Origin of the sequence: Halorubrum trapanicum (assembly GCF_017873555.1) — an archaeon.
Taxonomy (GTDB): Archaea; Halobacteriota; Halobacteria; order Halobacteriales; family Haloferacaceae; genus Halorubrum; species Halorubrum trapanicum.
Genome location: NZ_JAGGKE010000003.1, coordinates 327,329 through 354,315, shown reverse-complemented (window position 1 = coordinate 354,315; position 26,987 = coordinate 327,329). Strand labels below are relative to the sequence as shown.

Genomic DNA, 26,987 nt, shown 5'->3' with positions numbered 1-26,987 from the left:
CGCCCCGCCCCCCCCGCCCCCCCCCCCGGGGGGGGGGCGCGGCGGGCCCCCGCGACTCCCTCGCGCGTGCGACTCGCGCCCTTCGGGCGCTCGTCGGCACGCGCCACCGCATCGTTTGCGGTGTTCGAGGTCGCGGTCGCGTCCCGGAGCCGAGGGTTCAAATTCGGGGCCGGCGAATCGGGGCGTATGTACGCGGTCGTCGGCTGCAACGAGTGCGCCAACATGTGGCTGGTCACGGACCCGGAGACGAGCGAGACGGCGAAATGCTCGCGGTGCGGCAAGACCCACAAGACGGCCAAGCTCAAGCGCTTCTTCGAGTCCGACGAGCGCGCGGCCGCACAGGAGGCGCGGTCGGCGCTGCTCGCGAAGAAACGCGGCGACAGCGCCGCGTTCGCCGAGGTCGACCACGTCTCTGAGCTGGAAGCCGCCGTCGAAGAGGCCGGCATCGACGACCGCGAGTACCTCGAATCAGCCGGAATCGACGCCGACGCGGTCGACGAGGCCGCCTCGCGCGCCGAGGGCGACGGAGGCGGGTCGCGGAGCCGAACCGAGGTCGTCCGCGACGCGGTCGACGCCGTCGACGACCCCACCGAGGCGGCGGTCGTGGAGCGCGCCGCGGCCGACGGCGTCCCCGCCGACGCGGCCCGCGAGATCCTGACCCGCCTCGTGCGTCGCGGGGAGGTCACCGAGTCGAACGGCCAGTATCGCGTCCTCTAAGATCGGTTCTGAGCGTCTCAGGTCCGCGTCTGGACAAAGCACTTATATTTCGCTTGAGAGGGGTCACACATGGACACCCGCACAGCCCTCCTGGCGGCGGCCGCCGCGCTCCTCGTCGTGAGCGCGGTCGGCGCTGTCGCCGCGCCGGACGCTATCAGCGACCCGCGCGAGACGAACGAACCGCCGGGCCGGATCGACATCGCCGGCGCGACCGTCGCGCCCGGCGAGGTCCGCGGCGAGACTGCCGAACTCCGGCTCGGCACCGACCTCCGACACCGCGGATCGACGGTCGAGAACGTCACCGTCCGTCACCGCGCGATCGGCAGCGAGTCCGGTCTCCTCGCGGACGAGACGACGGTCGACGTCGGCGACGTCGACTTCGAGGGGGAACGCACCGTCAACGGCACCGTGACCGTCGACCGCGAGGGGGGCTACCGCATCGAGACGGTCGTCTTCGCGGACGGCGAGCGCCGCGAGCAGCAGACCACCCGGGTCGCCGGCGTCGCGGCGCTCACGCCCGACTACGCGGACACGCAGGTCGGGTTCACCGACGGCTCCGTCTGGCCGACCGTCGCGGTGAGCGTCGTCGAGGCCGACAACGAGACGGCGACGCTGTCGACGTCGATCTCGGTGACGAACCGCGGCGACGAGCCGAGCGAGGACATCGACCTCCGACTGCTCCTGCGGCAGGCGGAGTCGAACGTGATCGCCGCAGAGGCGACCGAGACGGTCGGCACCGTCCGCCCCGGCCGCACCGACACCGTGACGGCGACCGTCGAGGTCCCCGACGGGTACAACTACTACGTCGACGCCGCGCTGTTCGACGACGACGTGCTCGTCGACGAGACGCAGGGCGTCGCGAACCTGAACCCGCGGGAAACGATCAGCGCGAACCAGACCGTCCGCGACGTGGAGTTCTCCGTCGAGGACTTCCAGCGCGGCGAGGACGGCGCAGCGGGCGACGACGCCGCCGACGGCGCCGCGCCGGACGGAAGCACCAGCGACGACTCGACGCCCGGATTCGGTCCCATCGTCGCGCTCGTCGCGCTCGTCGTCGCGGCGCTGACCGCGCGGAGGCGACAATGACGGACGAACCGCCCGCCGAGAGCGCGGCCGACGACGGTCCCCACGCGAGCGACGAACCCGCGACCGATCCGACTCACGACCCACAGCCCATGACCGACGACACCGACGCGACCGACCGCACAGAGACGGAGTCCGAAGGCACCGACACGAACAAATGGACGGAGCCGGTCGACTCCCCCGGCTTCGACCGCTTCTCGACCGACGACCTCCGCGGGCTGCTCGACCGCGTCGGACTGGCCGCGCTGTCGCTGCTCGCGGTCGTCGCCGGCTGGGGGTTCTACAGCCAGTCCGGGAACGCGATCCGCACCTGGTTCGACCCGGCCTACCAGTCCGTCGCGCTCGCCGTGTTCAACCTCGCGGTCCTGCTCGTCGCGCTTGCGGGCGTGACCCACCAGCTCCGCCGGATCCGGGCGACGGAACCCGACGACCCAGACTGAGCCACCGCGGGAAACCGAATCCCCTCTCTTTGCTACTCGTCAGGGATCTGGTCGGTGTCCGCCGGAATCTGCTCGACCTGTCCCGCGAGCGTCGCGGCGTCGCCGGCGACGGTAGAGGCGTCGACGCCGGCCTCGCCCGCGACCAGCCGGACGTGCGCGGCGAGCAGCGCGAGCGCCCGGAGCCCGGCGCCGTCGGGGTCGTCGTCGGTGCGCTGAGCGAACGTGGTGTCGACCTCGCCGTCGCGGACGACGCCGACGTGGACCGCGTCGATGTCGTCGCCGTCGAGGAGGTCACGGGCGCGGGCGAGTTCCGTCTCGAAGTCGTCGCTCGCGGACGCGTCGGCGTCCGCGGGGGTGTCGTCGCTCATACCGTGCCTCGGGCGAGCGGCGTGAAAAGCGCGGCGGCGATCCTGTGCGAGACAGATCGGCGAGACGAGAGAACGGCAGAAACGCAGCGGGTACGGACTTACTCCTCGGGGCGGGGCCGGGCGATGAACAGCGCTTCTTCGATGGTGAACGGGTCGTACGTCGACTGGTGGCAGACGCAGTACGTTCCGTCGCCGGCGTCGTAGCGGGCGGACTCCTCTAACACCTTGTACCCCGGGATACAACAGAAGTGCGTACAGACGTTGAGGTACGCCATGAACCCCTGATCGGTCGACGCCTGGAGCCACTCGTTGTTCTGGGCGGCCTCCTCGATCTCCGGTGAGCGGATGACGACCGCGTTGAGGTTGGTCTCGGCGTCCTCGGAGCGCCACGTGACCGACGCTGGCTTGCCGACGCCCTCGCTGCCGATCCCGTTGCCCCACTCCGTGTAGTCGTCGAAGTCGTCGATGTGGATCCGGTCGCCGCCCGAGTACGTGTTCGACTGCCAGTCGTACGGCGGGCCGCTCGCGGCGCGGAACAGGTTGTCGGACTCGAAGTTCGGCTGGACGTTCTCTTGGGACTCGACGCCGCAGTACTGGAACCACGCGCCGGTGTAGGTCTCCCCGCCGAGCTCCTCTTGAGCGACCTCGATCTCCTGTCCCTCCTGGGTGACGGTGGTCGTCTCGGGCCAAATCCCCTCGATGTAGCCGTCGTCGGTGACGCGGAGCGGGATCTGCGGAAGCCCGCGGGGCGCCGGGCCGCCGGTATGCGCGATGGTCTTCGCGATCGTCGACCCGCCCCCGACGCCACCGGAGGTCGTCAGGGTGTTCACGGTCGCCGACCCCATCGCGCCAACCCCCGCGAGGGCCGCGCCGCCGACGACGCCCTTCACGAAGCGTCGCCGCCCGGACTCTGACGGATACTTGTCGGACGCACTCATACTCGGTCGTCAGGGAGGATCGGTAAAAAGGGTGACGAACCCTCTACCGCGCCGAGAATCGGATCCCGGAGCGGTCGTCGCCGACACTCCGAACCCGACCGTCTCTGAGCCGAGTCGCTCGTCGAACGCGTCCCCGCGGACGAAGTCACACAGAAACGATCGTGAACGTATTTACTCGGTCCCGAGGCAAACCTTCGTCCGGACCGCGGTTTTTAACCGACCCCGACCGCAGTATCCGTGGTATGGAGCTGCACAATCGGGACGTGCGGACGGACGTTCGGGAGCTCGGGGCGCTGGTGGGAGACGTCCTCGCCGCGCAGGCCTCGACCGAGGCGTACGAGACGGTCGAGACGCTTCGGAACGCGGCGATCGCCTACCGACGGGGGGACGCCTCGAACCGCGACGACCTCCACGAGGCGGTCGACGGTCTCTCGACCACCCGCGAGGAGGTCGTCGCCCGCGCGTTCACGACCTACTTCGAGCTGATCAACCTCGCCGAGGAGCGCGAGCGGGTCCGCGCGGTCCGGAACGCCGACGACGGGACCGCCCTCCACGACTCCTTCGACGCGACGATAGCCGAGTTCGCCGAGAACGGCGTCGACGCCGCCGAGCTTGAGGAGCTGCTCGCGGACGTGCTCATCGAGCCGACGTTCACCGCCCACCCGACCGAGGCCCGACGGTCGACCGTGAAGTCCAAGCTCCGATCCATCGCGAACCACCTCGAGGAGCTGGACGAGCGCAACCTCACCGACCGCGAGCGGCGCGCCGTCTGGCGCGACGTCAGCGCCGAGGTGACCAGCCTGTGGGGCACCCGACAGGTCCGCCAGCGAGCGCCCGAGCCGGAAGACGAGGCGCGCAACGTCCAGTGGTACCTCGAGAACACGCTGTTCGACGTGGTCGGCGACGCCTACGAGGAGTTCGAGGAGACCATCTCGAAGGAGTACGACGACGTCGACTGCCCCAAGCTCTTCGAGTTCCGCTCGTGGGCCGGCTCCGACCGCGACGGCAACCCGTTCGTCACCCCCGAGGTGACCGACGAGACGCTGGAACGCCAGCGGGAGATCGCCGTCGAGAAGTACCGCGACCGCTGTAAGCGGCTCTCGGCCGTGCTGAGCCAGGACGGCGATCGGTACGCCGACGGCGACGCGCTGGCACGGTCGCTCGCGGCCGACGCCGAGCGGTTCCCGACGGTGGTCGAGGAGGCCCGCGAGCGCTACCCCGACGAGCCGTACCGCCAGAAGCTCCGGCTGATGCGCGAGCGGCTCGACCGCGTCAACGACGTTCGACCCGGGGAGTACCCCGACGGCGACGCCTTCCTCGGCGACCTCGACATCATCGCCGAGTCGCTGCGCGCCGACGGCCAGGAGTCGGTCCTCGAGTCGTTCGTCGAGCCGTTCCGCCGGCAGGTCGACACGTTCGGTCTCACGCTGGCGTCGCTCGACCTGCGGGACCACCGCGAGAACCACACCAAGGCCGTCGCCGAGGCGGTCGGCGTCGAGGGCGTCGACTACCGCGGGATGGACGAGTCGGAGCGCGTCGACTTCCTCACGGAGGCGATCCTTCAGGAGGACCCGGTCATCGACCTCGACGAACCGGGCGACGTCTCGGAGACGACCGAGCGCGTCCTCCAGCGGTTCGAGTCGTTCGCTGAGTGGCAGGAGGAGTACGGCCAGCAGGCGATAGACACCTACTGCATCTCGATGACGGAGGAGCCGAGCCACGTGCTGGAGGTGCTCTTCCTGTCCGACCAGGTCGGGGTCGTCTCCCTCCCCGACCACTGCGCGGTCGACGTGGTCCCGCTGCTCGAAACCGAGTCGGCGCTCAACGGCGCCGAGCGCATCCTCGGCACCCTCTTCGAGAACGAGGCGTACGCGGCCGCGCTCGAGACCCGCAACGAGGTACAGGAGGTCATGCTGGGCTACTCCGACTCCAACAAGGAGAACGGGTTCCTCGCGGCGAACTGGGACCTCTACGAGAACCAGCGGCGGATCGCCCGGTTCTGCCGCGAGGAGGAGGTCACCCTCCGGCTGTTCCACGGCCGCGGCGGCTCGATCTCGCGCGGCGGCGGCCCGATGAACGAGGCGCTGCTCGCGCTGCCGAACGAGACCGTCACCGGCCAGGTGAAGTTCACCGAGCAGGGCGAGGCCATCGCCGAGAAGTACGCCAACCCGCGGATCGCCGAGCGCGAGCTGGAACAGATGCTCGACGCGCAGATCCGCGCTCGGAAGGAAGCGAACGAGGAGCCGGTCGAGAACGTGCCCGACCGGTGGGTGGAGGCGATGGAGATCATGGCGCCCGCCGCCCGGGAGACGTACCGCGACCTGTTGAACACGGACGGGTTCGTCTCTTACTTCGAGCAGGCGACGCCGATCAGCGTCGTCGAGAACCTCAACCTCGGGTCGCGGCCCGCCTCTCGATCCGGCGAGCGCAGCGTCGAGGACCTGCGGGCGATCCCGTGGGTGTTCTCGTGGACCCAGACCCGGCTCATCCTGCCCGGCTGGTACGCGATCGCCTCCGGCATCGACGCCTACCTCGACGAGGTCGGCGAGGAGGAGGGGATGGAGGTCCTCCGCGAGATGTTCGACGAGTGGCCGTTCTTCCGGACCACGCTCGACAACGCCTCGCTGGCGCTCGCGCGCACCGAACCCGAGATCGCCGCCGAGTACGCCGACCTGGCCGACGACGACCTCCGCGAGCGCTTCTTCCCCGAACTCGTCGGCGAGTACGAGCGCGGCTGCGAACTCGTCTTGGCTATCAGCGGCCGTGACCAGCTGCTCCGCCGCGAGTGGCTCGAAGAGAGCCTCGACCGCCGGAACCCCTACGTCGACCCCCTGAACCTGCTCCAGGCGAACCTGCTCGGGCGCACCCACCGCACCGACGAGGAGGAGCGCACCCTGCGGCTCACCGTCAACGGCATCGCCGCCGGGATGAAGAACACGGGATAACTCGTTTCGCGACGCCCTCGCGCGTCGAGCCGTCGCCGGCGTCGACCTCGTGTTTCGGGTCGCCAGCGCGACCGAGTCTGCGACCCGATTCTCCCCCCATCCGACCGAGCTGGCGGCACGGCATTCGCACGAACGAGAGGCGACGGTCGTCGACAACCTCGGAGAATCGAAATCGAGACTGATCTCTCTTGGCGGCGTTGCGCTGGTTACGCTTCCGGAATATCCCAGACGTCGAGTTCTCCGTCCGACAAAACGTACGCCTTGAGGTGAATTTCAGTTTCGTCCGTTCGGACGCTCGATAGCTTCGGCGGCCTTGATTTCGTCTGTTTTCTCGACTTCAGCGAACAGTTCTCGGTATGCGTCGGGCTCGAAGAGGTTGTTCCGGTCGAACAGCTCGCGGGCGGCAGCGGTCAACTGAAAGAACCGGTACGGCTGGCCCCGTTTGAGTCCATCACGATCTCGTTCGATGGACTCGACCAGTCCCACTTCCTCCAGCCGGATGACGTGGTCGGTGAGCGTCGACGCTGCGATACTCGGATTGTAGTATTCGAGTTCCTTCTTTGAGGGCGCGCTTTTCGGATGACCGACGATCGTCCCGATGATATTCGCGCGGGTCGTGTCGTCGAGGACACTCAACGCTGCGATCGGATCGAGACCGTCCGAGTGCTCGGCTGGCGTGACCGGGGCGGCGTCAGGCCGGGACATTGTGTATGGTGTTTGTCCCTCGGTCGGAAAACCATTTCGGTGAAACTCGAAATGGTAGACAACGTGCTTGCGTATTCCACTTCCGGTCGTATGTACCGTTAGGTGGCGATGGTGAATGATGCCCAGTATGATCAACGACGACGCAACCCGTGTAGTGATTGACAAATTGGGTGACCAGCCGGGTGAGACGCTCACACCCGAACGGGTCGAGGCGATCCAGACTGCGATGCACGAGAACCTCGGACGGTTCATCAACAACACGTCCTATTTCGTTCTCGGTTCCTACGGTGAGGAGGAGCGGCTACGATTGGAAACTGTTCGCGACCAACTCGCGAGCGATGCCGCAGCCTTGAACTCCGATGACGGAGTCGACGCGTTCCTGATGGACGATATTCTGGATCTCTCAGAGTTCTTCACGTCGAAATTCAAACTGCTGGTCAGCTACGCGGATCGTATCGTGGGGGTGTACGAACATTCCCAAGGCGGGCACGCGTGGGAAGCGGGCTACATCGATCAGTCGACCTATCGGGATCGGACGCGGGCGTTTTACCGGACCTACGAGACTGAGGAGGAACAGTATGCGGCCTACGACGGGATGTTCGCACACTATCTCCTCTCGATGGGGCGGGTGGATCGTGTGTACACGTGGACGACGCCCGAGGAACTTCGTGATTGTGTGGCGGACGCCTACGCGCCCGATTAATGGCGATTCAATCCACGGACCTATCCTCCGAAACTCTGGGCGTCGACGCCGATCCGATTTTGATATAGCGATATTCAATATATACTGGCGATCGGCCGGATTTGGTAAACACCGGAGAGACACGAATATCGGCCGCAAAATCGGGCGTGCTGACGGTTCCGAGCGCGGCCGCAGCTAATCGATTACGGCGAAAACGGACAGAAGAGCCGAGTTACGCGTAGCGTTCGAGTTCCGGCCGGTCGAGGTCCTCGAAGACCTCGGTCGCGACCTCGGAGAGGAACGCCTCGCCCTCGTCGGAGACGCGGCGGCCCTCGCCGCTTGCGGTGGTGACGAGTCCCTCCGCTTCGAGCGCCTGGAGCGCCGAGCGGATGAGCTTGCGGGAGCCGCCCTCGTGCTCGCCGGGGCGGACGGAGTAGCGGTTCGAGCCGCGCTTCTTCGAGCCGTACTCGGTGGCGAGCCGCTCGATGCCGACCGGCTCGTTCTGCGCGACCTTCCGCAGGAGGCTCGCGGAGCGGACGTACCAGAAGTCGTCCTGCTCCGGGGGAAGCTCCTTGCCGGCGCCGCTCTTGGTGAACTCGACCCAGTCGGGCTCGTCGATCCGGTCCTCGAGTCGCGCGGCGACGGCCTCGATGAGGTCGTCGGCCGGCACGTCGTAGATGGTTACCATTGAGGTGAATTTCAGCCTAACGTCGTTTAAACCCATCGTATTCGAGAAGCGTCGTGTGACCTGTTTTCACGGGAGAGCGGACCCAAGAACGGAACCACGAGGGCGCGATCTCGCCGCCGACTCGCCGAGCAGCTACTCGACGTACTCGTACTTCCGCTCGTTCATCCGACCCCAGCCGGTGAAGACGAACTCCCCGTCGGGCTGGGTGAACTCCTCGATCTCGCGCTCGACGTCCATGTCGTACTCGTGGACGTCGTGGACGTCCTCGTACTCGTCCCACGTGAGGTCGTAGCGGGCGTCGAGCTGGTCGTCGATGTCCAGGCCCTCGATCTCCGCGCGCCACCCCTCGCGGATCGTCTCGGCGTGGATCTCGGCCTGCGCGCCGGAGCCGTAGGAGGCGACGAGCAGCGTGTCTCCGACGAACTCGCTGTCGCGGGTCAGCGCGTCTCGCAGGGCGCTCACGCGGGCGATGTGGACGGAGCTGGTGTACCAGTTACCGACCTCGCGCGAGAGTTCGAGCGTCGGCTCGACGGCGGTCTCGTACCACGTCTGGTACTGCTCGGTGGTCTTCAGGTCGTCCATGTACCCGCGGATCGCCTCCTCGTAGGCGTCGCGGTCGTCGTACTCGCTCTCCCGGGGTTGACGACCGATCTCGTCGGCGAGCGCGTCCTCGTGGGCGGTGTCGCGGATGACGTGGCGGTACGCCAACAGCGCCGCCTTCCGGACCATTCCGGGGAACGGCGTGTGGAAGGGGGCGTAGGTGAAGTCCTCCAGTTCGATGTCGTCCGTGACGGACTCGTAGTCCTCCAGGGCCTCGCGCATCCGGGAGAGGTACACCTGAACCGACCGCTTCCCGTCGACGCTGGGGAACTGCTGGTTCGGCTTGAGGAAGTCCGTCTCGTCTTTCGACCCGTACCCCTGATCGGTCGACAGCTCGACGACGGAGGGCTCTTCGTCGATCAGCATCGCGACGGCGCCGGCGCCCTGCGTCGCCTCGCCGGGGTCGCCACGGGCGTACAGCGCCGTGTCCGTGGTGATGACGATCGCGGGACGGTCGCGGTTCCGGCCGGCCCGGATCCAGTTGTACGCGTCGTCTATCGCCTGCGTGCCGGCGAGGCAGGCGAACTTACGCTCGCCCTTGTTCGCGTGGGTGAAGTCGCCGTCGTACACCTGTTCGAGGCAGCCGGCGATGTACGTCGACACCGGCTTCGAGTGGTCGAACGCGGACTCCGTGGCGACGTCGATCCGACCGACGTCCGCCGGCTCCAGCCCCTTGCGGTCCATCAGTCGCTTCGCGGCGTTCGCGCCCATCGTGACGATGTCCTCGTACACGTCCGGGAACGAGGAGTTGTTGAGTCCGAGCCCCTTCGTGTACTTCTCCGGGTCGTCGCCCTTCTCCGGCGCGAACGTGCCCGGGAGGTCGAGCTTGAGCTTGCCGGTCCAGATCTCGATGCCGTCGATCCCGACTGCGGTCATACACGGTCGTTCACGAGGACGGCATATGGCTTTGTCGATGGCGGGTACGTCGATCGTGGAAGAGTCCGCGGCGGCGACTCACTCCCGCTCGGGGGCGAACGACGCCCCGTCGGTCCGGACGGCTTCGCCGGCCGTGACCGATATCCGGCCGTCTCCGCGGCCGAACCAGCCTTCGGCGGTCGCGTCGAACGTCCCGTCGCGGAGGTCGGCGTCGCCGCCGGCCGTCAGTTCGATGTCGCCCGCGCTGGTCCAAGCGAACCTGCTCAGGGACTCCGCGGCGGTCGTCACCGTCGCGCCGCGAGCGTCGAGGGTCCCGCCGGCTCGGAGGACCACGTCGCCGGCGGTAGACCCAAAGACGCCCCACGACGACGTATCAACGGTGGAGCCGTCACCGACCCGCAGATCCCCGCTGGCCTCGATCGCGACCGCGTCGGCGTCGATCGCGACCCCGTCCCGGACCGTGACGCGGTCGGCCGTGGTCTCGACCGGAACCGCGACGTCGACGTCGTCGAACACGACGAGATGGCCGTCGACGGGACCGAGGAAAGCGAGTTCGACCGCGGTGTACGTCTCGTCCCGGACGCCGTCGCCGTCGCTGTCGACGTACGCGACCGCGTCGGTCGGGGCGTCGAGGACTTCGACGGTCGTCGTCGCGTCGTCGTCCCCGGTGTCGACGGTCAGCGTCTGCTCGCCGACGTCGGTCGGAAGCGTCTGCCAGCGCAGCGAGACCGTCCGGCGCTCTCCCGGGCGGAGCGTGACCTCGTCCGAGTCGACCTCCTCGTCGCCGACGCTGAGCGCGACCGTCCGCGTCCCGTTCTCATCGCCGACGTTCTCGACGGTCGCGTCGACGGTGAGCGGGTCGCCCGCGTCGACCGTCGCGTCGACGGCCCCGATTTCGACGTCGAACTCCGCGGGGCGGAGCGGGTCGAGCCGCAGGTCGACGGTCGTCGTCGCGTTCGGCTCGACGGTCGCCGTGGCCGCCGAGACGGCGAGTCCCGGCGCACTCGCGGACACCTCGTACTCTCCCGGATCGAGATCGTCGACCCGGTACGCGCCGCCGGGTCCGGTCGTTACCTCGGCGACGCGGCCGGCGCCGTCGACGGCGACGGTCGCGCCCGACAGGGGAACGACGGACCGCCGGATTCCCAGCGAGGCGCCGGAAGCGACCCGCATTGACGCCGTGTCGGGACCGACGACTGTCCCCTCGATCGACCCCGTTTCGGCGGTCGGATCGGGTTCCGGAGTCAGCGACGCCCGCTCGATCTCCTTCCCCGAGGGCTCGTGGTAGAGTCGGACCTCGTTGGACGCGTCCGCGACGAGCGCGTCCGAAACGGTGCGGCGGTCCCCGGGAGCGAACTCTCCCGATGGCGGCGCGAACGGATACCGAGTCGCGTTTCCGTTCGCCCTGACGACGACCGCGAGCTCGTCGTTCGGGAGGGCGTCGCCGCCGAGGTGGCTGACCCGGAGGTCGGTCCCGTCCGCGCTCAGGTCCGCGGAGACGACGACCTCGTCGCCGCCGGAGGCCACGTCCCCGATGTAGGCGACCCCGATGGCGCTCGCGCTCACGACGAAGACGCCGAGTAACAGTATGACCCCGACCGTCTCCGACTGGGCGCGATCGTTGTAGGAGGGGACCATTTGAACGGTACTGTCATAACGGCCTCGACAGGCACATATCAGTGTGTTGAGTTGAGTATTAGATACGATAATCAGGAAACCGTTGACGACCGCCAACAGTTCAAAACGGGCTTCGAGGTTGTGAGAGAGTTTCAGCGCTTACTCTACTAACCGCTGGAAATCGAGGTCAAGCGTATCGTCGCGTCGATTCGCAGCGTACTGAACCGAGATATCTTGTACGGAGGTCGTCGTGTCCAGCGGGACAGTCACCGTCGTTCCCTCGTCAGCCGCAGTGAGAGTAGTGCTTCCGAGGACGGTTCCGGACTCGTCGGTCACCGTGACATCGATCCCGCCGGAGTTCCCCTGTTGGTTGACGCCGACGACGCCGAGTTCCAGTGAATACGTTCCGCTGGGAACATTTTCAGTAGTCGTGGTAATATCGAAGGGGGGAGACTGTCCCGTGCCGGGCTGGCTTAGTGTTGTAACCTGAGCGTTCTCGTTCTGTAGGTTTCCGAAGTTATCGATCGTACCTGCCGTCACGGAGACTGCGTCGGGGTACAGCTCCGGGGACGCCACTGGGCTGAGCGCGAAGTCAACGTTTTCGACGCTTTCCTCGGGAGCGACATCGGTTAGCGTTGTCTCAGCAGAGTAGCCGTCCTCGCTCGCTTCCACGGTATACTGCCCGGGTTCAACGTTAATCGAGTACGAGCCATCAGCGGTAGTCGTCGTGGATCTGACTTCGTCGGCCGGATCGGTGCTATCGCCTTCGTAGACCGTGATCGCCGCACCGTCAAGCGGGCTTCCGGTTTCGGCATCAGTTACCGTCCCACCGATCGAACTGGGCGGGACGATCACGACAGGAATCCGATCGACGTCATCTCCGGCTGCGGCGTATAAATAAAACTCATCTCCGGCGTTCGCAGCGCTCGGATCGAACGTTACCGTCGTCAGCCCGTCTGAATCGGTTGGAGAGGCATCACCCACGTCCGGGACGCCAGGGTTGGCCGATTTCGGCCCGAACGACACGTCGACGTCCGCGTTTTCGATCGGATTACCGGAGTCTGTATCAGAAACACTGATTGACAGTGTCGGGCTGTTCCCCTGCTCTTCGACGCGGATTGGTGAGTCTTCCTCCCACTCGACATCGAAGGTTCGAGCGGATCCACCGCCACCGCCGTCGGTGACATCGAACGTCACCGATTCGTAGACGGGTCCCGCGGTTCCGTTGATCGTCGCCGTGAGCGACGTCCTGTTCGCCTCGAAGAACACGCGTCCGTCGCCGTTCGTCGTGTTTACTCGACCGTCTCCCGCGATCGACACGTCCGCGTCGGGCACCGGGTTGTTGTAGCGGTCGCGGACCTCGACGCCGACCCTCTCTCCGACGGCGGCAGTCTCGGACCCGACAGGCACGACGTAGGCCGGTTCGGTGTCTCCCGACGCGTCGAGCGACACCTCGGAGAGCGCCAGTCGGTACGGGTCCGAGCCGTTCGCCAGCGTCACCCGGATCGCCTCCCCGGTCGCGTTCGGCGTCGCCGTCGCGCTGGCCGGAAGCGCATCGGTCCAGCGGTCCGCGAGCAGGGAGGCGTTCTCGACCGCCGTCGGCAGTTCAAGCGTGACGTTGCCGCCCGTCGGCTCCAGCGGAACGGTGGTATCGCTCGCGGACACGGCCCGCGCGTCGACGCTGCGCGGCGTGATCCCGGTTTCGGACACCGATCCCCTCAGCGCCGTCAGCGAGATCCGGTCGTCCGAGACGACCGTCTGTCCCGACCTGAGCAGGACAGAATCGTCGAACTCGGCGGCGACGAGGGAGTGCTCGTAGGTGAGCCGCGGGGCGCCGTCGAACTCGTTGTAGCCCGCCTCGTAGCGGAGCGACCGCGTCGAAAACGCCGGGCTCGTGTTCCAGAACGCGGCGACGTTCGGATGTGAGCCGGCGCCGACGGTGGCGTTTCGGACCCGTATCGCGCCCGTCTCCTCGGTCTCGATCGACCCCGACACGGGCGGCGGGTTCACGAAGAACGTCCGGGCCGGATACCGCGTGCCGAGTCGGATCTGCGTCGAACCCGTCGACCCGGTCGACCCCGCTCGGAGGACGTCGTTCCGGAGGTCGCCGAAGTCGTCCTCGACGCTCTGGCTGTGTTCGAACTCGACGTCCGCGTTCTCCGTCGGGACGACCTGAACCTGATAGACCCCGAGCGCGACGATCAGGAAGCCGAACAGGATCACCGTCCCGACCACGACCGACTGGCCCCGACGGTCGCGACTGAATCGCATTGGACGATGTCGGCGCCGAATGGGTATAAAAGCCTCCGTCCGGCCTCTCAGTCGCAATAATCGCGCCCGTACGGTCGAGAATTTCGGGAAACGACCGGTTCAGTCGTCGTCCGCTCGCCGGTCCGTCAGCCACGCGGATGCCACGGCCACGACGGCAGCGAAACCGCCGAGAAGCACCGCCTGCGTCCAGTTAAAATCGAGCAGCGTCCCCGCGACGAGGGCGACGAGGAGGAAGGCCACCGTGAGGGCACCGAGCGTCGAGGCGAGGTCCGCGGAGGCGTCGGTCATACGCGGATCTCGAGCCTTCGGGCGATAAATCGGCCGATACGGCCGAAGCCGTCGGCCTCGTCGAGGGCGGATCGACGCCGTCTGGATCCCGACGTAAATCACATACCGCGATATCAAATGTCGATCGCGGCGTCACCCCCGCCCGCCGACCGGTCCGCTTTTGCGCGCGGCGGCTGTTGCCGCGCGTATGGCGAAACAGCCGCACCTGCTGGTCGAGGAGGGCGACGTACACGACATCGCGGTCATCCCCGGCGACCCGGGGCGCGTCGACCGGATCGCGGACCTCTGTGACGACAGCGAGGTCGTCGCGCAGAACCGCGAGTACAAGGTCGTCAACGCGAGCTACGAGGGCGTCGACCTCACGATCTGCTCGACCGGAATCGGCTGCCCGTCGGCCGCCATCGCGGTCGAGGAGCTCTCGCGGGTCGGCGTCGAGACGTTCGTCCGCTGTGGCACCTGCGGGGCGCTCCAGCCCGACATGGAGGTTGGCGACATGGTCGTCGCGACGGGCGCGGCCAAAGAGGAGGGGACGAGCAAGCGCTACGAGTCCGCGAACTACCCCGCGGTCCCGGACTACGACGTTCTTACCGGGCTGGTCGAGGCGGCCGAGGACAACGACGAGGAGATCCACGTCGGGCCGATCGTCTCCGACGACGCGTTCTACAACGAGGACGAGGAGTACGTCGCAGACTGGAACGACGCGAACCTGCTCGCGGTCGAGATGGAGGCCGCGACCGTCTTCTCGCTCGCGCGCCGCAAGGGGCTGGCCGCGGGCGCCATCTGCACCGTCGACGGTAACCTCGTCGCGGGGTCACAGAAGGGCGCGGACTCCGACGACGAGCTGCCGGAGAAGGCGAAGGACAACGTCGAGCGCGCGATCCGGATCACGCTGAACGCGGTCACGTCGCTGTAGACGGAACGGGCGGCGCGGCGGCCGGACTCACTCCTCCGCGCGGAACTCCACGAGCGTCAGGTCGCGGTCGAGCGCGCACGTCTCGTGGGGCGGATCGCCGAGCACCTGATCGATGACGCGCTCCTCGTCGAAGTCGGCGCCGTCGGGGACGCAGTAGCCGTGACTCGGGCACTCGGTGTGCGGGCAGGGACCCGCGAGCGACGCCTTGCTTCCGGCGTACGCGCGCTTCGAGGGGACGTTCGCCGGAACGGAGGCGGGTTCGACCTCGACCGCGCGGACGCCCGCGTCGTGGACCGCGCAGTCGAGCGTCTGGGCGTTCTCGCGGATGCCGGTCACCCGATACCGGGTGCCCTCCGAGAGGTTGAGACACTGGCCGCGGTAGGGACACCCCTCGCAGTCGGCCGATTCCCCCTCGTAGACGAACTCGCGGCCCACGTCCGCGAGCCGCGTCCCGATGAGCGTGACCGTGGTCATGCCCGGAGCGACGCGCCGAGCGTCCGTAAGCCTCCCGCCTTGGCGGGCGTCGCGGAGAGTAAGACACATCCCCGCGCCTCGGCAACGACGAGCGAAGATGATCGCGGGGGTCACGCGGCGGCTGCGCGGCGAGGCCGAGCGGGCGAACGAGCGTCGCGTCCTCGTGCTCGCGGGCGACCGCGACCGCGCTGTCGACGCCGCCTACGACGCGGTCGAATCGCTCGGGGTCGCCGACGGGTCGGTCTCTATCGTCTCGACGCGGGAGGGATTCCGGTTCGAGGAGCACCGCCCGCGGAACGCCGACGAACTGCTGGGCCGCACCCGCGATGCGGTCGTGCTCGACTGCCACGAGCGGTTCGTCCCGAACGCCCTCGGCCGGGCGGTCGGCGCGGTCGACGGCGGCGGGCTGCTGATCCTCCTGACGCCCGCGCTCGACGACTGGCCGGCGATTCGCGACCGCTTCGACGACTCGCTGGCGGTCCCCCCGTACGGGGTCGACGACGTGACTGGGCGGTTCCGCGAGCGCCTCGTTTCGACGCTCCGGACGCATCCCGGGATCGCGGTCGTCGCGCTCGGCGACGACGAGGCGGACGACGACGTCATCGAACGCGACGGACTCACGGGGAGCGCGGCCGGGGAACGCGACGAGGCGGGCGACCGGGACCCTCCGAGCGCGCCGCCGGACGCGACGTTCCCCGCAACTGCGTACAGAGCGTGTCTCACGGCCGATCAGGCACGGGCGCTGCGCGCGTTCGAGGCGCTCGCCGAGCCCGGCTCTGCCGTCGTCGTCGAGTCGGACCGGGGGCGCGGGAAATCGAGCGCGGCCGGGCTGGCGGCGGGCGCGCTCGCGCTCGGCGGCGCCGACGTGCTCGTCACCGCGCCGGCGTTCCGGAACGCCGCAGAGGTGTTCACGCGAGCGCGGGAGCTGATCGAGACCGAGGCGGAGACCGGGGGAGACGGCGAGGGAGTCGGCCGGAAGGGGGACGACCGCGACGACGACGCCGGGGGCGACGACCGCGACCTGCGGACCCCGGCCGGCGGTCGCGTTCGCTTCCTGTCGCCCGCGGCGGCCGCGGCGGCCGCCGCCGAGGCGGACGCGGCGATCGTCGACGAGGCCGCGGCGCTCCCGGTGCGGCTGCTCGAGGGGTTCCTCGACGCGCCGGCGGTCGCGTTCTGTACGACGGTCCACGGCTACGAGGGCGCGGGCCGCGGGTTCTCGGTCCGGTTCCGCGAGCGGCTGCTCGACTCGCAGTTCGCGGTCCGCGACGTGCGGCTCGACGAGCCGATCCGGTACGCGCGGAACGACCCGGTCGAGGCGTGGGCGTCGCGCGCGCTCCTGCTCGACGCCCGGCCCGCGGTCGACGCGGCGGTCGCGGACGCGGCCGTCGACGACGCTGCCTACCGCGCGCTCGACCCGGACGACCTGCTCGCGGACGAGACGCTGCTCGCGGAGGCGTTCGGGCTGCTCGTCGCCGCGCACTACCGGACCGAGCCGAACGACCTCGCGCGGCTGCTCGACGCGCCGAACCTCGTCGCGCGCGCGCTCGTCGCCGACGGGCGGGTCGTGGCGGTCGCGCTCCTCGCGCGCGAAGGCGGACTCGACGCCGCGACCCGACGCGGGATGTACGAGGGGGAGCGCGTCCGCGGCAACATGGTGCCGGACGTGCTCACGAGCCAGCTGCGCGACGAGGCGGCCGCCGCGCCGCGGGGCCTGCGGACGGTCCGGATCGCGACCCACCACGCGCTCCGGGACGCGGGGTTCGGCTCGCGGCTGCTCGACGAGGTCCACGCGGAGTTCGGCGGCGACCGCCCCGGAGACGAGGAGGGGCTCGACTACTTCTCCGTCGGCTACGGCACGACGCCGCGACTGCTCCGCTTTTGGATGCGGGCGGGCTACCGGATCGTCCACCTCTCGACGACCCGCAACGACGCCTCCGGCGAGTACTCCGCGATCATGCTGCGCCCCGAGACCGACGCCGGCGGCGACCTGCTCGACCGCCACGCGGTCGCCTTCCGAGACCGCGAGCGCGACGGGCTCTCGGACGCGCACCGCGACGTCGACCCGGATGTGGTCCGCGGCGCGCTCCGGGCGTGTTCCGGCCCGGTCTCGGTCGACCTCACCGACACCGAGTGGCGCTCCGTCGTCGGCGCGTCGGTCGGCCCGGGGATGTACGACACCGCGCCCGGGGCGTTCCGCGACCTCGCGCTCGCGGCGCTGATCGAGGGGGGCGAACTGGAGGAGCGACAAGAACGACTGCTCGTCCGGAAGGTGCTTCAGGGCCGGCCGTGGGAGGAGGTCGCCGACGAACTCGATTTCGTCTCCACGAGCGCGTGTATGCGCGCGATCGGGGACGCCTACGTCCCGATCGTCGAGCGGTACGGGACCGAGTTCGCGCTCGCTGAACGGGAGAGATTTATAAGCGACTGAGCGGAACGGTGATGACTATTTATAAACAGATCTGCGGTGGCGCGTGCCTGCGAGCGGCCGCCTTTGGCGGCCGCGAGGAGCACGCGTGAGGGAGTCGGCCGACTGGAGCGAAGCGGAGGGAGGCCGACGAGGCTGGGGAGGCGTGAGGTGCCGTGCGGTCGCGGTCGGGTGGGACTCAAAGGGGCAGCCGCGAGGCCGCCGTAGGCGACGTAAGCACCACAGCGAAGGAGCGGTAGCGACTGAGCGAGGAGCGCAGCGAGCGTACGGCGGCCTCGCGGCTGGGGCTTTGCGGTGTTCGCCGGCGAGATACAGTCGACCACTTATAAAAGAGCAACTCGGACGACGGAGACCGTCATCGCGTCGACAACGACTACTTAGATCCGGTTCTCGCGCCCGGGGTCGACGTCGATAGCGTCCACGGGACAGACGTCCACGCAGAGCATACAGTCGATACACTGGTCCTCGTCGGCGGGGTTCGCCTTGCGCTCGGACTCCGGGTGCCCGGGGGTGTCGACCCACTCGAACACGTCGACCGGACAGTCCTCCAGACAGGCGCCGTCGGCGAGACAGATGTCGAAGTCGACCGCGACGTGGGTCCCGCGGATCCCCTGCTTCTCCGGCGGTTCGACGGGTCCCCACACGGCGACGCCGTCCTCCTCGCCGACCCGCTCGCGGTTCACTTCGAAGTTCGAGTCGATGGCCATTGTTGCCCCCGCTTCGCCGGTCGCGGGTTTAAAGCCCGCGACGAACGGATTCGGTCGATCGAGTTGACAGAGTTCGGTTCACGGATGCGCGTAGTACGCCAGCAGATCCTCGGCGCCGTTCGGGCCGTCCGCCTCGTCGGTCGCCTCCGGGTCGAACGCGTCGATCCGGGCGAAGCCGACGCGGACGAACTGGACGACCGTGTCGGGGTCGACCCCCGCGAGCGCCGGCTCGGCGATACCCCGCACGTCGCCGGAGACGGTTCGGAGGAGGGTGTCGAGTCCCTCCTCGGCCGGCGCCCAGTGGACCACGTCCACGTCGCCCTCGCGGACCACCTCGATGTCGGCGTCGACGAAGACCAGCTCGTCGCCCTCGTGGCGGACGCAGCCGTACCCCTTCAGCCAGACGCGCTCGCCCTCTGGCGGGAGGTCCGGGGACTCGACGACGATCCGACCGGCGGGCACCTCGCGGTCGCCGCGGTCCGGGTGTTCGGGGTGGAGCGGCGGGTGGCCGGTCTCCGGCGCGGGCGCGGCGCCGTCGACGATCGGTAGCGCCACGGCGGGCGCGTCCTCGCGGTCGCGGACGAAGAAGTAGCGGTTCGCCTCGTCGTCGACCAGGTCGCGGTTGTTCGCGTAGACGGACGACATCGCGAGGTCCACGTCGGAGGTGGACATCCCGAGCTCGGTCATCGAGTCGACGAGCGCCTGTCCCCGGATGCCGCGGCGGCGCATCGACTGGATCGTCGGCGCGCGCGGGTCGTCCCAGCCCGTCAGCTCACCGGTCTCGATCAGCCCCTTGATCGTCGACGTCGACAGCTTCACGTCGTACTCGTCGACCTGGACGTGGCCCCAGTGGAGCACCTCGGGGTACTCCCAGTCGAAGTAGTCGTAAACGAACCGCTGGCGCTTCGCGGAGTCCTGGAGGTCGATGCCGCGGATGATGTGTGTGACCCCCGTGAGGTGGTCGTCGACGCCCGACTGGAAGTCGAGCATGGGCCAGCAGCGGTAGTCGGCCGCCGCCTCGCGCGGGTGCGGCGTGTCGATCAGCCGGAACGCGACCCAGTCGCGCAAGGCGGGGTTCTTGTGCTCGATGTCGGTCTTCACCCGCAAAACCATCTCGCCGGAGCCGTACTCGCCGTCGACCATCGCCGCGAACTCCTCGCGGACCGTCTCGCTATCCTTCTCGCGGTGGGGACACGCCTCGCCCGCGTTCTTCAGCTCCGAGAACGCCTCGCCGGAACACGAGCAGGTGTACGCGCCGCCGAGGTCGATCAGCTCGCGGGCGTGGTCGTAGTACGTCTCCAGCCGGTCCGAGGCGCGGAGCACGCGGTCCGGCTCGAAGCCGAGGTACTCGATGTCTTCGAGGATGGCGTCGTACGCGTCGAGGTCGGGGCGTTTCGTCTCCGGGTCGGTGTCGTCGAACCGGCAGATGAACTCGCCGTCGTAGCGCTCCTTGTACGTCCCGATGACGGCGGGCATCCGGGCGTGGCCGACGTGCCACGGGCCGTTGGGGTTCGGCGCGGCGCGCATCACGACTTCCCCGTCCTCGGCGTTCGGGAGGTCGGGGAGGACGCGGTCGTCGTCCTCGTCGTCGGCCTCCAGCTCCGCGAGCCGCTCGGGCGCGAGCTCGCCGAGCCGCTCCCGCCGCTCGGCCTCGTCCATCTCGCCGACCTCGTTCACTATCGGCGCGAGGACGCCCGGAATCTCGTCGCCGTGCGGGCGGAACTCGGGGTTCTCGCCCATGATCGGACCCATGATCGCGCCCACGTCCGGGTCGCTGCCGTGTTTGAGCGCGTTGAAGAGCGCCGCGGCCTCGCCGGCCGCCGCGACGCGCTCGCGGAGTTCGTCGTCCATGAGCGGGGCTTCGCGGGGTCGGGTCAAAAACGCCGCGAAACGGCGGGGAGGGGCGGGGTCCCGGGAGATCGCCGAGGCGGCGAGACACCGAGGCGGCGAGACGCCGCGGCGGCGGTCCGGGGCGGGTAGGGGCACTCGACATGAGCGGTCGAACGGGCTTAAACGACCCAGACCGTTCACGCCCGTAACGAGTCACTACCGACGTGAACGGTCGAGACGCTTTTGAACGAGCGGAACCCAGCAGGGCGATCGGTCGTCGCGCCGGGCCGTCACGCCGGGTCGTCGACGCCGAGGTGTTGACGCCGGACGAACCGGTTCGGTTCGTCGCCTTGATGGTCGCCGGGACCGTGGTGGGGGCATGAGCGCCGCGTCGGCCGTCGTCGAAACCGGATCGGGGGGATCGCGGTGGTAGGACCCATCTCCGAGGCGGAGCGGGAGTCCGGAAACCGGAAGATCAAGCTCGCGCTGCTCGCGATCGTCACGGTCTCGCCGCCGCTTATCGCCCTCCAGTTCGACCCGTCGCCGATTCAGCTGCTCGCCGCGCTCGGCGGCGGGTTCGGTCTCGGGCTGGTGGTCGTGTGGTACCTCGGCCGGCTCGCCGCGGAGTTCGCCGGTGGGCAGCGGCGCCCCCGCCGGCGACGCTGAGACCGGCGATCGGTGACGCCGCCGTTCTTAGTCGGCGCCGGTCTCTGCGCCGCGCGCCGGCTCGATGAGGTCGCCGGCCTCCTCGCCGGCGATCGCGCGCGAGCTCGACAGCGGCGAGACGCTCACCTCGCCCTCGACGGCGGCGCGCCGGTCCGAGCCGGGGTCGTCCGCGACGTCGCCACGGAGGAACTCCCGCCAGAAGCGGTCGCGTAGCTCCATCCCCATCTCGCCGCGACGCTCGCCGAACTCCCAGCCCTCGGGGACGTTCTCCTCGTCCGGACCTTCCTCGCCCGGTCGGAACTCGATCACGTCGAAGCCGCGGGCGGGTTCGGTCAGGCGGTACGTGGGATCCGCCGCCGCCTCGTCGTCCGCGGCCGGCACGTTGACGTTCAGCACGTCGGCGCCGAACGGGAGGTTCCCGTCGTCGATCCGGTCGAGCAGGTCGGCGACGACCGCGCCGGCGACCGCGAAGTCGCCGTTGTCGAGCGTCGGCGGCACGGGGAGATTGCCGCGGTCGTACAGCGAGACCGCGATCGCGGGCGTGCCGAGGAATGAGGCCTCCATCGCGGCGCCGACGGTCCCGGACTGCCCGAGGATGTGCGCGCCGATGTTCGGGCCGTGGTTACAGCCGGAGACGACGACGTCGGGGTCGAGTCCGAGCGCCACGTCCGCGACCGCGACACAGTCCGCGGGGGTCCCCTCGACCGCGTAGCCGCGGTCCGTCTCGGTGTAGTCGACCGTCGTCTCCCACCACGAGCGCGCGCCGCCGACGCCGGACTGGTTGCTCTCGGGCGCGACGACCGTCACGTCGTGGTCGCGCGAGAGCGCGTCCGCGAGCGCCCGGATCCCGACGGCGTCGATCCCGTCGTCGTTGGTGAGCAGGATCTCGGTTGGCATGCGTCACCGTGCGAGGGGACGGGAGAAAACGTCGCCGGTCCGCGGCGAGCGCGGAGGGGCGGGCGAAGACGGGCGTCGCGAATGTCGGCCGGGTGGTACTCCGAGTGGTCAGTCGGAGGGCGTCGGGAGCGGGGGAAAGCGGGACCGTCCGGGAGTCGGTCGGCGGGTGCGACCCTCAGTCGGCAAGTGCGACCCTCAGTCGGCGGCGACTCGACGCGACGAGGTCGCCAGGTCGAGCACCTCGTCGAAGAAGCCGAGCGAGTCGTGCGGACCGGGGTTCGCCTCGGGGTGGTACTGGCGGGTGATCACGTCGAGTTCGTCGCTGTCGAGGCCCTCGACGGTGTCGTCGTTGACGTTCACCTGCGTTACCTCGAGCGGGCCGGTGTCGTCGACCGTGTAGCCGTGGTTTTGGGTGGTCATCACGACCTTGTCCGTGCGGAGGTCCTTCACCGGCTGGTTGACGCCGCGGTGGCCGAACGCCATCTTCTCCGTCGAGCCGCCGAGCGCGCTGGTGATCACCTGCTGGCCGAGGCAGATGCCGGCCAGCGGCACCTCGCCCGCGAACTCGTCGACGACCTCCTGGGCGGCGACGAAGTTCTCCGGGTCGCCGGGACCGTTCGAGACGAACAGCACGTCGGGTTCCACGGCGGCCACGTCCTCGGGGGTCGCGTCGTACGGGAGGACGTGGACGTCCGCGCCGCGGTCGGTGAGCGAGGAGATGATGGATCCCTTCGCGCCGCAGTCGAGCAGGGCCACGTCGACGTCGACGCCGTCGGCGCCCTCGTGGACGGTCGGCTCGGTGACCGAGACCTGCGCGCCGATGTCGACGTGGTCGCTCATCGGCTTGCACGCCTCCATCTCCGCGACCGCGTCCTCGGCGGTCGCGTCCGGGCCGGCGGCGATCCCGCAGGCCATCGCGCCCTCCTCGCGGACGGTGGTGACGATCTCGCGGGTGTCGACGTGGTCGACCGCCGGTACGTCCTCGCCGGCGAGCCAGTCGGCGACGTCGTCGGTCAGCTCGCGGGCGATCGCCGCGCGCGGCTGGACCGACTCGGACTCGAACCGCTCGCTTCGGACGCCGTAGTTCCCGATGAGGGGGTACGAGAAGGTGAGGATCTGTTCGGCGTAGGAGGGGTCGGTGAGCGACTCCTCGTAGCCGGTGTACGCGGTCGTGAACACCAGTTCGCCGCGAGTGCGCCCCGGCGCACGGGCGCGCGCTTCGAGCACGCGTCCGTCGGCCAGCGCGATGTAGGCGTCCGACATTACGAGAAACGTACGCGTAAAGCGTAATAAATGCGTCGTTCGAAGGTTCGTTACGATATTCGTAACGGGTAAGGCGGCGGGGGAGAGAGGAATCGGTATGGACGACCTCGACCGACGGATCCTCTCGATCCTGCGACGGGACGCGCGGACCCCGTACACGGAGATCGCGGACCGAGTGGGGACCTCCGAGGGGACCGTGCGCAACCGCGTCGACCGGATGACCGAGGAGGGCGTGATCGAGCGGTTCACGGTCACGACCCGCACCGGTAACGTGAAGGCGATGATCGAGATCTCGGTGGAGATGAACGTCAACACCGACGCGGTCGGCCAGCGCATGGTGGAGTGGGAGGAGGTCGACTTCGTCTGGCAGGTCTCGGGCGAGGAGGACGTCGTCCTCGTCGTCGACGCGGTCGACACGCGCGCGGTCAACGAACTGATCACCAAGGCCCGCGAGATGGACGAGGTCAAGTCGACGAAGACGCGGCTCATCCTCGACGAGCGGCTGGGGTAGGCGAACCACGACTGCTTATAGCTGAATACCCGGTGGCGCGCCTGCGAGCGGCCGCCAACGGCGGCCGCGAGTCAGCCCGCGAGGGAGTCGGTGGTCCGGAGCGAAGCGGAGGACCACCGACGAGGCTGGGGAGGGTGAGGGGCGGGGCGGTGCTGGGCGGGGCGGGGCGGTGCTGGGCGGGGCGGGGCGGTGCTGGGCGGGGCGGGGCGGTGCTGGGCGGGGCGGGGCGGTGCTGGGCGGGGCGGGGCGGGACTCAAAGGGGCAGTCGGGAGGCGGGCGCAGGCGAAGTAAGGACCACAACGAGGGAGCGAACGAAGTGAGCGACCGAGTGAGGACCGAAGCGAGCGTGCGTCCGCCTCCCGACTGGGGCTTTGGAGGTGTTTGCCGCCGATCTGTGGCCTCTCGCGTACAGCCGAGCGACTGGGGCATTGGCGGTGTCGTTCACCGATCGGTGGTCGACAGGGGGTCACGCGTAAAGACGGCTCTCGTGCTCGCAATCGAAAAAAGAATAGGAGGAATCGTCGACCGCGACGTCGACGCCGCCAACCGAGCCTTACGCCAGTTCGTCGATCTGGTCGACGACGGCCTCGGCGAACTCGCTGGTCGCGAGCTTCTCGCCGCCCTCGATCTGCCGGTGGAGGTCGTAGGTGACCTTCCCCGAGGAGATGGTCTCCTCGACGGCCTCGCGCACGAGGTCCGCGGCGTCGTCCCAGCCGAGGTAATCGAGCATCTCGCGGCCGGAGAGGATCATCGCGGTGGGGTTCACCTTGTCCTCGCCGGCGTACTTGGGCGCGGAGCCGTGGACCGGCTCGGCCAGACAGCGGCCGTGGCCGCGATTAATTCCCGGCGCGATGCCGAGACCGCCGATCTGCGCGCCGGCGGCGTCGGACATGTAGTCGCCGTTGAGGTTCATCGTCGCGATGACGGAGTACTCGTCGGTGCGGGTCAGCAGCTGCTGGAGCATGTTGTCCGCGATGCGGTCCTTGACGACGAGGGTGCCCTCGGGGCGCTCGCCGTCGTGCTCCTCCCAGAGCTGGTCCTCGGTGATGACGTCGTCGCCGTACTCCTCCTCGGCGACCTCGTAGCCCCAGTCGCGGAACGCGCCCTCGGTGAACTTCATGATGTTCCCCTTGTGGACGAGCGTGACCGAGTCGCGGTCGTTCGCGAGCGCGTAGTCGACCGCCTCGCGGATGAGGCGCTTCGAACCGAACTCGGAGATGGGCTTGACGCCGATGCCGACCGGACCGTCGTGGATGACGTCCGGGACGTCCATGTCCTGCTCTAAGAAGTCGCGTACCTGCTCGGACTCGTCGGTGCCGGCCTCCCACTCGATGCCGGCGTAGACGTCCTCGGTGTTCTCCCGGAAGGTGACCATGTCCATCTCCTCGGGGTTCTTCACGGGCGACGGGACGCCGTCGATGTAGTAGGTCGGGCGGACGTTCGCGTAGAGGTCGAGCGTCTTGCGGAGCGCGACGTTGAGCGAGCGGAAGCCGGCGCCGACGGGGGTGGTCAGCGGGCCCTTGATCGCGACGCGGTGGTCGCGGATGGCGGAGACGGTGTCCTCGGGGAGGTTCTCGTCGTACATCTCACGGGCGGACGAGCCCGCGTAGACGCGCATCCACGCGATGGATCGGCCCGTGGCCTCGGCCGCGGCGTCGAGTACCTTCTGTGCGGCCGGTCCGACGTCGGTGCCGATTCCGTCGCCGTGGATGATCGGGATGATCGGGTTGGACGGAACGTTCAGCTCGCCGGTCTCCTCGTCGGCGAGCGTGATGGCTTCGCCGTCGTCGGGGACGTCGACCTTGTCGTAGCTCATGAACGTTCGAAGATTTTTGTGGCGCCCTAAAGTGCCTGCCGTTTTCGGCGGGAGCGTCGCGCTCGCAGCGTTTGCCGGTTTTCGACCCGATCTAATTCGGCGACGGCCCGCGCCGTCCCGGACTCAGACCGGTTCGACCGAGACGTCGAACATCGAGCGCCAGCGGTAGCGACGGCTGCCCCAGACGAAGGTCCGGCGGGCGAACGCGTACGCCATCAGCGGCGGCGCGATCAGCACGCCGGGCGCCGCGAGCAGGAGCGTCGCGCGTCGGATTCCGAAGCGGGCGTAGGCCGCGCCCGCGAGCGCCGTGACGAGCGTCACGCCCGCGATCGGCGCCAACAGACAGAGCGCGGCCATGACGACGCCGAAAGCGGCGTTGAACGCGGTCGCCCGCGGGGCGTGGTAGCGGGTGATCGTCAGGAAGCGGACGAACCGCTCCAGCGACCCGCGGAGCGAGCCGCCGGCCCGGACGTACCGCGTCCGGTCGACCGCGGTCACGTCGAGGTGCTCGGTGAGCGTCCCGTCGTCGCTGACGGTCCGCCGGAGGTCTCGAAGAAACGCCGCCTCCCCGTCGCGGAGGTCGTCGCGCTCGAATATCACCGCGCCGCCCCACGCGACGCCGGCGGCGAACACCGCGAGCGTCCCGCCGATCACGTACGCCGGCTCGAACAGCCGGGCGAGGGGGTCCTCGCCGACGAACACCGGGACCTCCGTGGTGGGACCCTGCCGCTCGTAGTCGGCGTCGAGCGTCGCCAGCCAGTCCGAGGGGTGGTGGAAGTCGTCGTCGGTCCACGCGATCCGGTCGTTCGCGGCGATCTCCATCCCGGCCGCTATCGCGTTCGCCTTCCCGGAACAGCCCTCGGGTTCGCCGGCGATCACGACCCGCGCCCGGGGCGGCAGGTCGCCGCGACGGTCCGCGACGGGGTCGTCCGGCGAGTCGCAGATCACGAGGAGTTCGTCGGCGGCGCGGTCGGCGGCAGCGGCACGGTCGGCGTCGTCACTGTCGCCGTCGTCGCCGTCGCCGCCGTCGCTCTCGCCCCCTGAGCCGTCGCCTCCCACGCCGCCCGCTCCCCCGCGAGCGAACGCCGCCGGCCCGCGGAGCTGGTCGACCACCTCGTCGCAGGCGTCGGTCCAGCGGACGGTCGGCAGCAGGACCGACACCGGCGTCGGACTCGTCGGCGACGCTGTCTGTTCCGAAGCGGTCACGCCGTGCGCTTCGGGCGGTCGACGGATAAACGCGGCCGTTCCGCCGGCCGAGATTCGGCGG

At 69.0% G+C, this 26,987-nt stretch carries 24 protein-coding genes; 9 read left to right on the top strand and 15 right to left on the bottom strand.

All coding sequences use genetic code 11. The features are described 5' to 3' along the window. The first annotated feature begins 186 nt into the window (after window positions 1–186). The 3 genes from J2744_RS06025 to J2744_RS06015 all read left to right on the top strand — a co-directional run bounded on the left by J2744_RS06025 (window position 187) and on the right by J2744_RS06015 (window position 2,240). On the top strand, window positions 187–717 hold the full coding sequence (locus tag J2744_RS06025) for a DUF5817 domain-containing protein (protein ID WP_209545694.1): 531 nt from the start codon (window positions 187–189) through the stop codon (window positions 715–717). Window positions 718–786: 69 nt separating this feature from the next. Continuing rightward, window positions 787–1,803, top strand: a complete 1,017-nt coding sequence (locus J2744_RS06020) for a DUF7490 domain-containing protein (protein WP_209545692.1) — start codon at window positions 787–789, stop codon at window positions 1,801–1,803. After that, entirely contained in the window at window positions 1,800–2,240 is a 441-nt protein-coding gene (locus J2744_RS06015) for a hypothetical protein (RefSeq protein ID WP_209545691.1), read from the top strand. The genes J2744_RS06020 and J2744_RS06015 overlap by 4 nt, the downstream gene beginning before the upstream one ends. Before the next feature lie 32 nt (window positions 2,241–2,272). On the opposite strand, the gene J2744_RS06010 is transcribed toward J2744_RS06015, so the two are convergent. Next, window positions 2,273–2,608 (bottom strand): hypothetical protein, encoded by a 336-nt coding sequence (locus tag J2744_RS06010; protein WP_209545689.1) that lies wholly within the window; start codon window positions 2,606–2,608, stop codon window positions 2,273–2,275. A 98-nt stretch (window positions 2,609–2,706) separates the two neighbouring features. Further along, window positions 2,707–3,546 carry a ubiquinol-cytochrome c reductase iron-sulfur subunit gene (locus J2744_RS06005; RefSeq protein ID WP_209545688.1) on the bottom strand — a complete coding sequence of 280 codons (840 nt, stop codon included), beginning with the start codon at window positions 3,544–3,546 and terminating at the stop codon, window positions 2,707–2,709. A 242-nt stretch (window positions 3,547–3,788) separates the two neighbouring features. On the opposite strand from J2744_RS06005, the gene ppc reads away from it, so the two are divergent. Continuing rightward, entirely contained in the window at window positions 3,789–6,491 is a 2,703-nt protein-coding gene (gene ppc / locus J2744_RS06000; protein ID WP_209545682.1) for a phosphoenolpyruvate carboxylase, read from the top strand. A gap of 273 nt (window positions 6,492–6,764) precedes the next feature. On the opposite strand, the gene J2744_RS05995 is transcribed toward ppc, so the two are convergent. Next, window positions 6,765–7,331 carry a MarR family winged helix-turn-helix transcriptional regulator gene (locus J2744_RS05995; protein ID WP_245203206.1) on the bottom strand — a complete coding sequence of 189 codons (567 nt, stop codon included), beginning with the start codon at window positions 7,329–7,331 and terminating at the stop codon, window positions 6,765–6,767. Here J2744_RS05995 and J2744_RS05990 point away from each other — a divergent pair. After that, complete coding sequence (locus J2744_RS05990) at window positions 7,324–7,899, top strand: hypothetical protein (RefSeq protein ID WP_209545681.1); 576 nt, start codon at window positions 7,324–7,326, stop codon at window positions 7,897–7,899. The genes J2744_RS05995 and J2744_RS05990 overlap by 8 nt on opposite strands. Before the next feature lie 211 nt (window positions 7,900–8,110). On the opposite strand, the gene J2744_RS05985 is transcribed toward J2744_RS05990, so the two are convergent. From J2744_RS05985 to J2744_RS05965, 5 genes are all read right to left on the bottom strand, one after another. Continuing rightward, window positions 8,111–8,566, bottom strand: coding sequence for a 30S ribosomal protein S19e (locus J2744_RS05985; protein ID WP_209545680.1), 456 nt, complete (start codon window positions 8,564–8,566; stop codon window positions 8,111–8,113). 132 nt (window positions 8,567–8,698) lie between these two features. Further along, window positions 8,699–10,042: a hydroxymethylglutaryl-CoA synthase gene (hmgB, locus tag J2744_RS05980; RefSeq protein WP_209545679.1), complete on the bottom strand. Its 1,344-nt coding sequence runs from the start codon at window positions 10,040–10,042 to the stop codon at window positions 8,699–8,701. Between the two features lie 78 nt (window positions 10,043–10,120). After that, complete coding sequence (locus J2744_RS05975; RefSeq protein WP_209545678.1) at window positions 10,121–11,680, bottom strand: carboxypeptidase regulatory-like domain-containing protein; 1,560 nt, start codon at window positions 11,678–11,680, stop codon at window positions 10,121–10,123. A 138-nt stretch (window positions 11,681–11,818) separates the two neighbouring features. Beyond that, a complete protein-coding gene (locus J2744_RS05970) occupies window positions 11,819–13,930 on the bottom strand; it encodes a carboxypeptidase-like regulatory domain-containing protein (protein ID WP_209545677.1) in 2,112 nt (703 codons plus the stop codon). A 99-nt stretch (window positions 13,931–14,029) separates the two neighbouring features. Continuing rightward, window positions 14,030–14,218, bottom strand: a complete 189-nt coding sequence (locus J2744_RS05965) for a hypothetical protein (RefSeq protein WP_209545676.1) — start codon at window positions 14,216–14,218, stop codon at window positions 14,030–14,032. Window positions 14,219–14,405: 187 nt separating this feature from the next. Here J2744_RS05965 and J2744_RS05960 point away from each other — a divergent pair, with 187 nt between their 5' ends. Beyond that, window positions 14,406–15,131 carry a nucleoside phosphorylase gene (locus J2744_RS05960; RefSeq protein ID WP_209545675.1) on the top strand — a complete coding sequence of 242 codons (726 nt, stop codon included), beginning with the start codon at window positions 14,406–14,408 and terminating at the stop codon, window positions 15,129–15,131. Window positions 15,132–15,158: 27 nt separating this feature from the next. Here J2744_RS05960 and J2744_RS05955 read toward each other — a convergent pair whose 3' ends face one another. Further along, the gene (locus J2744_RS05955; protein WP_209545673.1) at window positions 15,159–15,605 is read right to left on the bottom strand and encodes a UPF0179 family protein; all 447 of its coding nucleotides are present in this window, start codon (window positions 15,603–15,605) and stop codon (window positions 15,159–15,161) included. 97 nt (window positions 15,606–15,702) lie between these two features. Between J2744_RS05955 and tmcA the strand changes: the two genes are divergently transcribed. Beyond that, window positions 15,703–18,033: a tRNA(Met) cytidine acetyltransferase TmcA gene (gene tmcA / locus J2744_RS05950; RefSeq protein WP_209545671.1), complete on the top strand. Its 2,331-nt coding sequence runs from the start codon at window positions 15,703–15,705 to the stop codon at window positions 18,031–18,033. Between the two features lie 374 nt (window positions 18,034–18,407). Here tmcA and J2744_RS05945 read toward each other — a convergent pair whose 3' ends face one another. Together J2744_RS05945 and J2744_RS05940 are read right to left on the bottom strand one after the other, a co-directional pair. Beyond that, complete coding sequence (locus J2744_RS05945; protein ID WP_053770590.1) at window positions 18,408–18,737, bottom strand: 4Fe-4S dicluster domain-containing protein; 330 nt, start codon at window positions 18,735–18,737, stop codon at window positions 18,408–18,410. A gap of 78 nt (window positions 18,738–18,815) precedes the next feature. Beyond that, window positions 18,816–20,588: a glutamate--tRNA ligase gene (locus J2744_RS05940; RefSeq protein WP_209545669.1), complete on the bottom strand. Its 1,773-nt coding sequence runs from the start codon at window positions 20,586–20,588 to the stop codon at window positions 18,816–18,818. 405 nt (window positions 20,589–20,993) lie between these two features. On the opposite strand from J2744_RS05940, the gene J2744_RS05935 reads away from it, so the two are divergent. Further along, window positions 20,994–21,233, top strand: a complete 240-nt coding sequence (locus tag J2744_RS05935; protein ID WP_209545667.1) for a hypothetical protein — start codon at window positions 20,994–20,996, stop codon at window positions 21,231–21,233. A 27-nt stretch (window positions 21,234–21,260) separates the two neighbouring features. Here J2744_RS05935 and surE read toward each other — a convergent pair whose 3' ends face one another. Next, on the bottom strand, window positions 21,261–22,130 hold the full coding sequence (gene surE / locus J2744_RS05930) for a 5'/3'-nucleotidase SurE (RefSeq protein WP_209545665.1): 870 nt from the start codon (window positions 22,128–22,130) through the stop codon (window positions 21,261–21,263). A 195-nt stretch (window positions 22,131–22,325) separates the two neighbouring features. Beyond that, complete coding sequence (carA, locus tag J2744_RS05925; protein WP_209545663.1) at window positions 22,326–23,393, bottom strand: glutamine-hydrolyzing carbamoyl-phosphate synthase small subunit; 1,068 nt, start codon at window positions 23,391–23,393, stop codon at window positions 22,326–22,328. Window positions 23,394–23,490: 97 nt separating this feature from the next. Here carA and J2744_RS05920 point away from each other — a divergent pair, with 97 nt between their 5' ends. Next, a complete protein-coding gene (locus J2744_RS05920; RefSeq protein ID WP_053770586.1) occupies window positions 23,491–23,904 on the top strand; it encodes an Lrp/AsnC family transcriptional regulator in 414 nt (137 codons plus the stop codon). A gap of 553 nt (window positions 23,905–24,457) precedes the next feature. On the opposite strand, the gene icd is transcribed toward J2744_RS05920, so the two are convergent. Together icd and J2744_RS05910 are read right to left on the bottom strand one after the other, a co-directional pair. After that, entirely contained in the window at window positions 24,458–25,720 is a 1,263-nt protein-coding gene (gene icd / locus J2744_RS05915) for an isocitrate dehydrogenase (NADP(+)) (protein ID WP_209545661.1), read from the bottom strand. A 123-nt stretch (window positions 25,721–25,843) separates the two neighbouring features. After that, the gene (locus J2744_RS05910) at window positions 25,844–26,926 is read right to left on the bottom strand and encodes a glycosyltransferase (protein WP_209545656.1); all 1,083 of its coding nucleotides are present in this window, start codon (window positions 26,924–26,926) and stop codon (window positions 25,844–25,846) included. Window positions 26,927–26,987 lie beyond the last annotated feature (61 nt).

Coding starts and splice junctions, on each gene's coding strand:
- J2744_RS05960 (WP_209545675.1), top strand. CDS start 14,406: ATGGCGAAACAGCCGCACCTGCTGGTCGAGGAGGGCGACGTACACGAC.
- J2744_RS05970 (WP_209545677.1), bottom strand. CDS start 13,930: ATGCGATTCAGTCGCGACCGTCGGGGCCAGTCGGTCGTGGTCGGGACG.
- J2744_RS05965 (WP_209545676.1), bottom strand. CDS start 14,218: ATGACCGACGCCTCCGCGGACCTCGCCTCGACGCTCGGTGCCCTCACG.
- carA (WP_209545663.1), bottom strand. CDS start 23,393: ATGTCGGACGCCTACATCGCGCTGGCCGACGGACGCGTGCTCGAAGCG.
- J2744_RS06005 (WP_209545688.1), bottom strand. CDS start 3,546: ATGAGTGCGTCCGACAAGTATCCGTCAGAGTCCGGGCGGCGACGCTTC.
- J2744_RS05985 (WP_209545680.1), bottom strand. CDS start 8,566: ATGGTAACCATCTACGACGTGCCGGCCGACGACCTCATCGAGGCCGTC.
- J2744_RS05920 (WP_053770586.1), top strand. CDS start 23,491: ATGGACGACCTCGACCGACGGATCCTCTCGATCCTGCGACGGGACGCG.
- J2744_RS06025 (WP_209545694.1), top strand. CDS start 187: ATGTACGCGGTCGTCGGCTGCAACGAGTGCGCCAACATGTGGCTGGTC.
- J2744_RS05975 (WP_209545678.1), bottom strand. CDS start 11,680: ATGGTCCCCTCCTACAACGATCGCGCCCAGTCGGAGACGGTCGGGGTC.
- hmgB (WP_209545679.1), bottom strand. CDS start 10,042: ATGACCGCAGTCGGGATCGACGGCATCGAGATCTGGACCGGCAAGCTC.
- surE (WP_209545665.1), bottom strand. CDS start 22,130: ATGCCAACCGAGATCCTGCTCACCAACGACGACGGGATCGACGCCGTC.
- icd (WP_209545661.1), bottom strand. CDS start 25,720: ATGAGCTACGACAAGGTCGACGTCCCCGACGACGGCGAAGCCATCACG.
- J2744_RS06020 (WP_209545692.1), top strand. CDS start 787: ATGGACACCCGCACAGCCCTCCTGGCGGCGGCCGCCGCGCTCCTCGTC.
- J2744_RS06010 (WP_209545689.1), bottom strand. CDS start 2,608: ATGAGCGACGACACCCCCGCGGACGCCGACGCGTCCGCGAGCGACGAC.
- J2744_RS06015 (WP_209545691.1), top strand. CDS start 1,800: ATGACGGACGAACCGCCCGCCGAGAGCGCGGCCGACGACGGTCCCCAC.
- J2744_RS05955 (WP_209545673.1), bottom strand. CDS start 15,605: ATGACCACGGTCACGCTCATCGGGACGCGGCTCGCGGACGTGGGCCGC.
- J2744_RS05940 (WP_209545669.1), bottom strand. CDS start 20,588: ATGGACGACGAACTCCGCGAGCGCGTCGCGGCGGCCGGCGAGGCCGCG.
- ppc (WP_209545682.1), top strand. CDS start 3,789: ATGGAGCTGCACAATCGGGACGTGCGGACGGACGTTCGGGAGCTCGGG.
- tmcA (WP_209545671.1), top strand. CDS start 15,703: ATGATCGCGGGGGTCACGCGGCGGCTGCGCGGCGAGGCCGAGCGGGCG.
- J2744_RS05990 (WP_209545681.1), top strand. CDS start 7,324: ATGATCAACGACGACGCAACCCGTGTAGTGATTGACAAATTGGGTGAC.
- J2744_RS05945 (WP_053770590.1), bottom strand. CDS start 18,737: ATGGCCATCGACTCGAACTTCGAAGTGAACCGCGAGCGGGTCGGCGAG.